Raw genomic sequence first — 8,283 nt, 5'->3', positions numbered from 1 at the left:
CTCGCCGTCCGTTACGAAGCCACCGTCACCATCGCCGCGATCAACCAATGGCTATGACCCTTACCAAACACGGCCTAGCCGCCCCGACCTGAGGTTCGCGCACGTCAGGGCGCACGTCCTTCACGCCCTCAAGGTGCCACCGAGAGCGTGGCGCACACGGCGGATTCCCACGTCGGAGGGTCGTTCGACGGATGCCCCCAAACGCATGGCTGGGGCGAGGCGTTCCTACGCGACCGGCACGTTGCATTGCTGGCCCGATCACCGATTCATTTACAAAGAGCAACTTCACAGCGTTGCCGCACCACCACCGTCGGCGAGCCGGCGCGAGCCGATCCCGCACACCCTCCCCACGTCCGCGTCAGCACCCGTTGGAGGTCGCTTGATGGACCGCACCGAACCCCTGGTCGAGCTGATCTTCGACCGGCTCGTCGCCGACCACGTACCCGATGACACCGCCGAGGTGGTCCTCGCCGCGCTGACCGGCGACGCCGACCTGGACGCGGCGCTCGCCGGCGCGCCGACCGTGCTGGAGCCGCAGCGCCCGACGGCGGACGAGCCGCAGGAGCGGATCTGGCTCTCCTCCGTCACCGTCGCCGGGTTCCGCGGCGTCGGCCCGGAGCGCACCCTCGCCATCGAGCCCGACCCGGGGCTGACGGTGGTGGTGGGTCGCAACGGCTCCGGCAAGTCCAGCTTCGCCGAGGCCGTGGAACTTGCCCTGACCGGGGACAGCGCGCGCTGGGCGGATCGCAACAGCGTGTGGCGTACCGGGTGGCGCAACCTGCACGCCGGCGACCCGTGCCGGATCGCTGTCGAGCTGCGGGTCGACGGGGTGGCCACGCCCACCCGGGTGGTCCGTTCCTGGCTGGCGGAGGCGGAGCTGGGTGACGCCGAGGTGGCGGTCACCAGTGCGCGCGGCGCCCATCGGGACCTCGCCGAGCTGGGGTTGGCCCGGCCGTTGGAACTGTACCGGCCGTTCCTCACCGCCGCCGAGCTCGGCCGGCTCACCGCCGGCACGCAGAGCCAGCTCTTCGACGCCATCTCCGCGATCCTCGGCCTGGAGGCGATCACCAACGCCGATCGCCGCCTGATGGCCGCCGCGCGCCCCGTCGACACCACCATCAGGGAGGTACGTGGACAGCGCGCCACCCTCGCCGCCACCCTCGCCGGGATCGACGACGACCGGGCCCGCCGGGCCGCCGAGCTGCTGCGCGCCCGGGGCACCGTCGACCTGGCGGCGCTGACCGCGATCCTCGACGAGCCGCAGGAGCCGACCGCCGACGAGGCGGTGCTGCTCTGCCGGCGGCTGGTGGCGATGCAGCTGCCCGACGCCGACGAGGTGACCCGCATCGCCGGGCAGCTGCGGGAGGCCGCCGCCGACGCGCGCCGGCACGACGGCGGGCGGTCGCGGGCATCGCTGCGCAGCGCCGAACTGCTCCGGCTCGCCATCGAGCACCACGACGACCGGGGTGACGGGCCGTGCCCGGTCTGCGCGACGGGCCGCCTCGACGGCGACTGGCGGACCCGGGCGGCCGCGTCCCTGGCGGAGCTGCGAGACCGAACCCTCGCAGCCCAGGCCGCCGCCTCCCGGCTGACCGCGCTGCTGCAGCGGGCGCACTACCTGATCGACGACCTGGACGTGCCGACCGGTGACGCCGAGGGGGTGCCGGTCGACGACCTGCAGGCGGCGGCGACGGCGCTGCGGCTGGCACCGGGCGGGCCGGAGGAGCTGGCCGACCACCTGACCGCGCGGTACCCGGCGGTGCTCGCGGCAGCGCGGGCCGCGCAGGCGTACGCGAACGGTCTGCTCCGCCGGCGCGACACCGGCTGGCAGGCGGTCGCCGGCGAACTGCGGGCCTGGACCGCGTCAGCCGGGACGCTGCCGGAACGGGAACGCGCCCTCGCCCGGTTGAAGGCGGCGCGGGCGTGGTTGAAGGAGACCGGGGCGGAGTTGCGCAACCAGCGGGTGGCGCCGTTCGCGGAGCACTCGCAGCGGATCTGGGCGCAGCTGCGGCAGGAGAGCAACGTCGAGCTGGGCGCGATGACCCTGGCGGGCATGAACACCCGGCGGCGGGTGGTGATCCCGGTCAGCGTGGACGGCGTCGACAACGGCACCGCCCTCGGGGTGATGAGCCAGGGCGAGATGCACGCCCTCGGGCTGGCGACGTTCCTGCCGCGCGGCTGCGCCCCGGAGAGCCCGTTCCGGTTCATCGTGGTCGACGACCCGGTGCAGAGCATGGACCCGGCCAAGGTGGACGGGCTGGCCCGGGTGCTCGCCGAACTGGCCGAGCAGCGGCAGGTGGTGGTCTTCACCCACGACACCCGGCTGCCCGACGCCCTTGCCCGCCTCGACCTCGGTCGGTCCCGCATCGTGGAGGTGACCCGCGCGGAGCGGTCGGTGGTGACCTTGCGGCCCGGCTCCGACCCGGTGACCCGGTACCTGGACGACGCGTACGCACTGGCCCGCTCCGAGGAGATCGCGTCCGAGGTGCGCGGGCCGGTGGTGGCGGAGCTGTGCCGCACGGCGATCGAGGCGGCCTGCCACCGGATCGTGTGGCGCCGGCGCGTCGCGCGGGGTGTGCCGCACGACGACATCGAGGCGGCCGTCGTGGCCGCGTCCCGCCGGCTGACCACCACCGTCGCGTTGGCGCTGTTCGACGACGCCGACCGGGGCGGTGACGTCCTCGGCTATCTGAGTCGCCGGCACGGGTCGCGGGCGGTGGGCGCGTACAAGGCGTGCCGCGAGGGCGTGCACGGGGCGTACCTGTTCGACCTGCCCGAACTGGTCTCCGACGCCCGCCACCTCGCGGAAGCGCTGCGACCCCAGGTCGCCGCCGTGCCCGCGCCCCGCGACGGTGCGGAAGTCCGGTCGTGACCGCGCCGACGCCCCGGCGCTGCCTGGCGGCGGCCGACCAGATGCTGCGCGGTGCCGGACCGCTCGGCGCGGCCGCAGTCAGCGGCGGCTGGTGGCCGCGGGCGTGCGCCTGCCTGATCCGGCTCGCCCTCGAAGACGGAATCGACGCCTACTGGCGGCGGACCCGCCCGGTGGTGGCCGCCTGCCGGCAGGGCCGGGCGAAGCAGCTGATGTTGCGCGGCCGGTTCGGGCCGGGCCTCGCCGTGGCCCGGCGGGTCGCCTTCACCTGGGCGGCGCTGTCGGCCGCCGCCCACCACCACTGCTACGAGCTGGCGCCGACGGCCGCCGAGCTGCGTCGCCTGCACACCGAGGTGAGCGCCCTGCTCACCCACCTCGACGGAAGAACGGAACCCGCACCGATGACCTACCCGCAGCCCGGCTTCGACCCCACCCGCCCGCAGCCGCCCCTGCCTGCCGTCCTGGGGCCGTATCCTCCGGTGTCCGCGGCCGCCGGCGCGTACGCGACGGTCCTGGCCATGCCCTACGGGGCGGCGGGTACCCGGCGGGCGGGCAGCGGCTCACCGTGCAGCCCGTCTTGACCTCAGGCATGGCGACGGCGTCGCTGGTGCTCGGGATTCTCGGCGTGCTCGGTGGCTGGTGCCTGTTCGATCTGCCCTGCGCCCTGGCCGTCGTCCTCGGTCACCTGGCGCTGCGGGAGACTCGCGACGGCACGCGATCGGGGCACGAGAAGGAGATCGCCGCGCACCGATCGTTCAACTACGCGCTGCTGGACGAGGAGGAAACCAGGATCCTCGGCTGCGTCTACATCGACCCGCCCGAGCGCGTCGGCTCCGACGGCGAGGTCTCCTGGTGGGTGGTGGACGACCTCGCCGGCGGGGAGGTGGAGCGCGCGTTCGACGCGCTGGTGCCGCGGTGGATCGCCGCCGACTGGCCCTTCCAGCAGCCCGCTATCTGGGCCGCGACATCACCTGGCAGGACTGGCTCGCGCTGCCGCGCGCCTCGTAACACCCCGGGCGGGGGCCTCAGTGGCTCGGTCATCAGCGCGTAGTCGTAGACCGGCGCCGAAATCGTGTCGTCACAGATCGCCCCCGACGGTGACCGGCCCTGATTCCGGTCGGTCAGGCGGTGCGGCCCAACGGCTGGGCCTGCTCGCCGGGCAGCGGGATTCGAACCTCGGCGGTGTCTGAGCCCGGTCCAATGGGGCGAGCGAAGTGACGACCCCGTGCCCGGCCGGGGAAGCGTCGCGCGGCGCGCCGCCACTACCTTTCCTCCGGGCTGGGTAGGGGCGGCATGTCCGGCAGTCCGAGTCTCGACTGCGCGTACCCGAGCATCGCCCGCTGATGCTCGGCCGCGAGGCGTGTCAGATCCTGAACGGGTGTGCTGTGCAGGACAGCGGCGTCGAAGCCGAAGTGGATCCGGACCACCTTCCGACCCTTGCTCAGGCGCGGTTTCGGGACGGTGTCCCAGGTGTAGAACGGGTAGGTCTCCAGATCGGGCACGCCGGAGGCGTCCCACCATGCCCGCCAGGCGGGATCGGCGTCGATCGCCGCTTCCAGCGCATAGGACGCGTCGTCGAATTCGTCGCGTTCGGCCTTTACGTCATACATGTGTCCGCACATGTACCAGGTCCACCACTTGTCCTCGCCGCCAGCGGCGCCGGCCTCGGCTCGAGCGCCGTCGCTGGCGAGCGGCATGTCGAAGACGAGGTCGTCGTCCCAGTCCAGTCCAGTGGCGTATCGGTACGCCGCCGGCACCACGTCCAACAGTTCCTCGGCCTCCGCCACCCGCCAGCGGCCCGACATGGCGTCGGGGTCGGCCAGGACCGCCTGCCACGTTCGCTGGCCGGCGGCGACAGCGGCGAGCCTGGTGTAGAGGAAGACATCGTCGGACATGGGAAGCGCCGGCGCGGCGGCCGGCTCTGACACGTCCCAGACCGCTTGCGACTGGTGTCGCGCCGGCGTGAGGGCGCGCACCGCCTCCACGAGATCGTCGGCGAACTGCCGCACGTCGGCCTCTCCGGCCGAACCCAGCGACTCGACGAGACGCCCGCATCCCTCAGGAGTCGCGGCACCATCGAGCAGGGCGATGTACGACCAGAACGTCGCAGAGATCACCCGAGCTCCTTCTCATCCTGGACGCTTTGGAGCCTAGTCGGCACCAGAAGGGCCGTGCCGCTCCTGCCATCGGCAGGAGCGGCACGGTGCTGTACCTGCGGTGGGAGGCGGAATATCCCGACGAGTGGGGAGCGCCAGGGTCGTGGATGTGGTCCCGCTCGGAAACTAAGGAGGCAGTTCTTCGCCGGCTAGATCGCGGCGGTGTCCCGGAGGACATCCAGCCTCAGATCGCTGAGCTGATCCTTGCGGCGTTGAGGCGACCATACCGGCGCAAGGACTGGGCGTACGCCTGCCTGGTCCGCCACCTCGACGACCCGTTGTTCCTCCACGAGGTGGAGATGCTGGCTTCCGCCGACGACCCCGCGGTCCGGCTCCGAGCGCAGTTCGTTCTGCACGTGGCGACCGACCGCGAGCAACGGACCACCCGCACGAGCTGGCGACGCGCCGACAGCTCAAACAGAAGGTCCGCGGGTTGCATGCGGGCGTACCTCGCGACTACCTACAGGGAGGAGCCGACGGCGCGAGCCAATCATCACCGCCCCGGCGCCTGGACAACCTGTGGTGGGACCAGAAGCTGCGAAGAACCGGGCACTGTCCGGGGTGACCGTCGCACTGCCCGTGAGTTCGGCGGCCCGGGCGGCGCTGGCGATCACGGGAACGGCGCTGAGCATGATCAGGCCGGCGGGTACCAGCCACTCTCGCTTGGCCGAGGTCGCCACGGCACATCCCTTCATCCCCCGGCCATCCGTCCAGCCGGCCACTACACCACCGCGCCAAGGTGTACGACGTACACCCAACGGTGAGAGTTGGGTGTACGGCGCACACCGCCAACGAGGCGCTACCGTCTTGCCCGCTTCAAGGGGAAAGCGGCGGATGGTTCAGCGACAGGTGGACGGCGCACGCCCGGCAGCGCATCCTCTCGGCGCGACGTGCCTACTGCGCCATCCGTGGGCGTCGCGCGTCAGACGATCAGAACGGCTGCGGCGCGAGTACGGCCAGGGTTCATCCGGTGCCAGCCGCTGGGGTAGAGCCCCAAGTGACGGGCCAGCCCCACGGTGCTTTCTGGCCGGGCGACGAACAACCGTACCGGCTCACCATCGCGCCGCGGCACCCACAGCGCATCGCTGATGTGCCACCACTGGTGGATAAGGCGGTTCACTGCTGTTCGTCCGCGACCCGTCGATCACGCTGGCGAGTGCGCATCTCGGCTGCCCTGTCGCTGATCGGGCGCGGGCTGTGATGCTCGTCGATACGTGAGGAAGTGCAGCATCCGGTTCGCTTCGTCGTTGACGGCTTGCTGTTCGGCGGTTGCAAGAGGCCGAAATGGGGCCAGTCGTATGTCGTCTCCGGTGAAGGACCAGGTTCCACGGACGAAGCCATCGATGAGGATGGTGGGGTGTACCAGGGCCCGGCCGGGCATGACCTGCTTGCGGTCTTCGTCGCTGATGATGCGGGTGCGGTCGGCATGGCCCAGCAGGGCGTTGTCGTACGCGGGCAGCAGTCGCACGGGCGCTGGGATGTGCGGGTCGGGTAGATGCGCGTCGGGCAGGTCGAGCAGGGTCTGGCCGTCGGGTCCGATGTAGTGGCGTAGTTCGATGCCCATGTTCGCGACGACTTGGTTGAGCCGGGTTAGCCCGCTCCATGCCTGAACGTCGGCCACCGTGGCGGGTCCGAAGGCGGCGAGGTAGCGGCGGATCAGGTCGCGGATCGTCGTGGGTTCGATGCTGTCGGCCGCAAGGGCGGTGACGGTGACGGAAGATCGGTTGCCCCAGCTACCCCAGGATGCGGTGGCGGGATCGTGGATGAGCGGGGTGCGTAGTTCGAATTCGCCGGCGAGGATTCGGCCGTCGCGGCCCGGGTGGCGAGCGGCGAGGCGTTGGGCGAGTTTCTTGCGGGCGAGCGGTCCGGCGTCCAGCAGCGCAAGTCCGTTGGCCATCAGCGTCTCGGTAGGCAGCCGGCTGCTGTTGCGTCGGAAGTACGGCGAGCTCGCGGTGCGGTCGAGGACGGGTTGCAGCAGGGGCCGCAGCCGACGGAAATCGTCGGCTGCGGCGATGTGCTGGGTGCTGCGCAGGAGGCTCGAGCGCACGACCTGCCCGTCGGCCAGCAGGGTGGTCAGGTCGGCGAGGGTGAACCCGTGGATCCGGCTCCACAGCCCGAGGTAGGGCCAGTTCGGTTCCTGTGCTTGCAGGGCGACCAGACGCCGGATCACGTTGAGCGGCGCCTGGTCGGTGCGTTCCAGGAGGAATTGGCGCTGCAGCAGTGCCCGGTTGAGGGCGCGACGCGACAGCGGCGTCATGCCAGCCGCACCGAAACGTTGCCGTGGTAGCCGCCTCGCAACAGCGACAGGAAGGCATCGGGCACGGCGTCGATGCCGGCCTCGACGACCGTCTGCGGGAAGACGAACCTGTTCTGGTCGAGCCAGGCCCTGAAGTGGGTGTGCCATGCGTCGATCTGGTCGGGCGTGTGGTAGCAGGAGAAGGGCAGCAGCTCGATCCCCTTGGCTGCGGCGGCAGCCTGGTCGGGTTCGGGGAATCGCTCGGCCGCCGCACCCAGTTGAGTGGACAGCGATCCGCACAACGCGAACCGCGCTCCCGGCGCGGCGACCTCGAGCGCGGCCTCGTAGAGCGTGCCGCCGACCGTGTCGAAGAAGACCGTGATTCCCTCGGGTGCCAGTTCCTTCAGTGCTCCGACCGGATCCTGGTGGTAGTCGAATGCGGCGTCGATACCAAGGTCGCGGACCAGGTAATCCGCCTTGGCTTGGCTGCCCGCGCTGCCGATGACCTTCGAGGCGCCCAGATTGCGGGCGATCTGGGCGGCCAGGGAGCCGACGCCGCCGGCCGCGCCGGAGACGAACACGACATCGCCACGGCCGACCTTGGCCACGTCTGCCATGCCGTAGTACGCGGTCGGTCCCTGGCCGAGGTGGTAGCTCGGATCCGGGTACGCGTCGCGGTCCAGCTTGACATACGAGGCGGCCGGCCCGGCGGAATGCGTACTCCAGCCGCTCATCGACTGGACCAGGTCACCCTCCCGCAGATCCGGGCTGGCCGACTGCAACACCGTGCCGATGGCCATGACGCCGATGCGCTGGCCCGGCTGCCAGGCCGGGATTGGTAGGTGGCAGTCGGAGCGCATGAGCTCGAGGTATGTGGCGGCCAGTCCCAGGTAGTCGGTGCGGACGACGACCTCGCCGTCGATCTTGGTCTCGACAACGGTGAAATGGTCCCGGCCGGGTACACCGGCGATCTGGGTGGTCAGCTGAATCTCACGAGTGATCATGAAAGTGACCCTAGACCG

Annotated in this window: 8 protein-coding genes; 3 read left to right on the top strand and 5 right to left on the bottom strand. The window is 71.2% G+C overall.

The genetic code is table 11. The annotated features are described in order from the left end of the window. Positions 1–382 precede the first annotated feature (382 nt). The 3 genes from B0E53_RS03615 to B0E53_RS38455 are packed head-to-tail and all read left to right on the top strand — an operon-like array spanning position 383 to position 3,920. On the top strand, positions 383–2,872 hold the full coding sequence (locus B0E53_RS03615) for an AAA family ATPase (RefSeq protein ID WP_107074640.1): 2,490 nt from the start codon (positions 383–385) through the stop codon (positions 2,870–2,872). Further along, positions 2,869–3,450 (top strand): hypothetical protein, encoded by a 582-nt coding sequence (locus B0E53_RS38460; protein ID WP_210405904.1) that lies wholly within the window; start codon positions 2,869–2,871, stop codon positions 3,448–3,450. Before B0E53_RS03615 ends, B0E53_RS38460 begins: the two co-directional genes overlap by 4 nt. Further along, complete coding sequence (locus B0E53_RS38455) at positions 3,447–3,920, top strand: DUF4190 domain-containing protein (RefSeq protein WP_210405903.1); 474 nt, start codon at positions 3,447–3,449, stop codon at positions 3,918–3,920. Before B0E53_RS38460 ends, B0E53_RS38455 begins: the two co-directional genes overlap by 4 nt. Before the next feature lie 211 nt (positions 3,921–4,131). On the opposite strand, the gene B0E53_RS03600 is transcribed toward B0E53_RS38455, so the two are convergent. The 5 genes from B0E53_RS03600 to B0E53_RS03580 form a co-directional block, all read right to left on the bottom strand. Further along, positions 4,132–4,986 (bottom strand): DUF4240 domain-containing protein, encoded by an 855-nt coding sequence (locus B0E53_RS03600; RefSeq protein ID WP_107074639.1) that lies wholly within the window; start codon positions 4,984–4,986, stop codon positions 4,132–4,134. 188 nt (positions 4,987–5,174) lie between these two features. Continuing rightward, positions 5,175–5,381, bottom strand: coding sequence for a hypothetical protein (locus B0E53_RS03595; RefSeq protein ID WP_107074638.1), 207 nt, complete (start codon positions 5,379–5,381; stop codon positions 5,175–5,177). A gap of 566 nt (positions 5,382–5,947) precedes the next feature. After that, positions 5,948–6,145, bottom strand: coding sequence for a hypothetical protein (locus B0E53_RS36880; RefSeq protein ID WP_146167576.1), 198 nt, complete (start codon positions 6,143–6,145; stop codon positions 5,948–5,950). 24 nt (positions 6,146–6,169) lie between these two features. Next, positions 6,170–7,282 carry a winged helix DNA-binding domain-containing protein gene (locus B0E53_RS03585; protein ID WP_107074636.1) on the bottom strand — a complete coding sequence of 371 codons (1,113 nt, stop codon included), beginning with the start codon at positions 7,280–7,282 and terminating at the stop codon, positions 6,170–6,172. Further along, the gene (locus B0E53_RS03580; protein ID WP_107074635.1) at positions 7,279–8,265 is read right to left on the bottom strand and encodes an NADP-dependent oxidoreductase; all 987 of its coding nucleotides are present in this window, start codon (positions 8,263–8,265) and stop codon (positions 7,279–7,281) included. The genes B0E53_RS03585 and B0E53_RS03580 overlap by 4 nt, the downstream gene beginning before the upstream one ends. Positions 8,266–8,283 lie beyond the last annotated feature (18 nt).

Source organism: Micromonospora sp. MH33 (assembly GCF_003013775.1).
Taxonomy (GTDB): Bacteria; Actinomycetota; Actinomycetes; order Mycobacteriales; family Micromonosporaceae; genus Micromonospora; species Micromonospora fulviviridis.
Note: the sequence above shows the minus strand (reverse complement) of the source record. Positions and strands in the feature narration are given on the sequence as shown.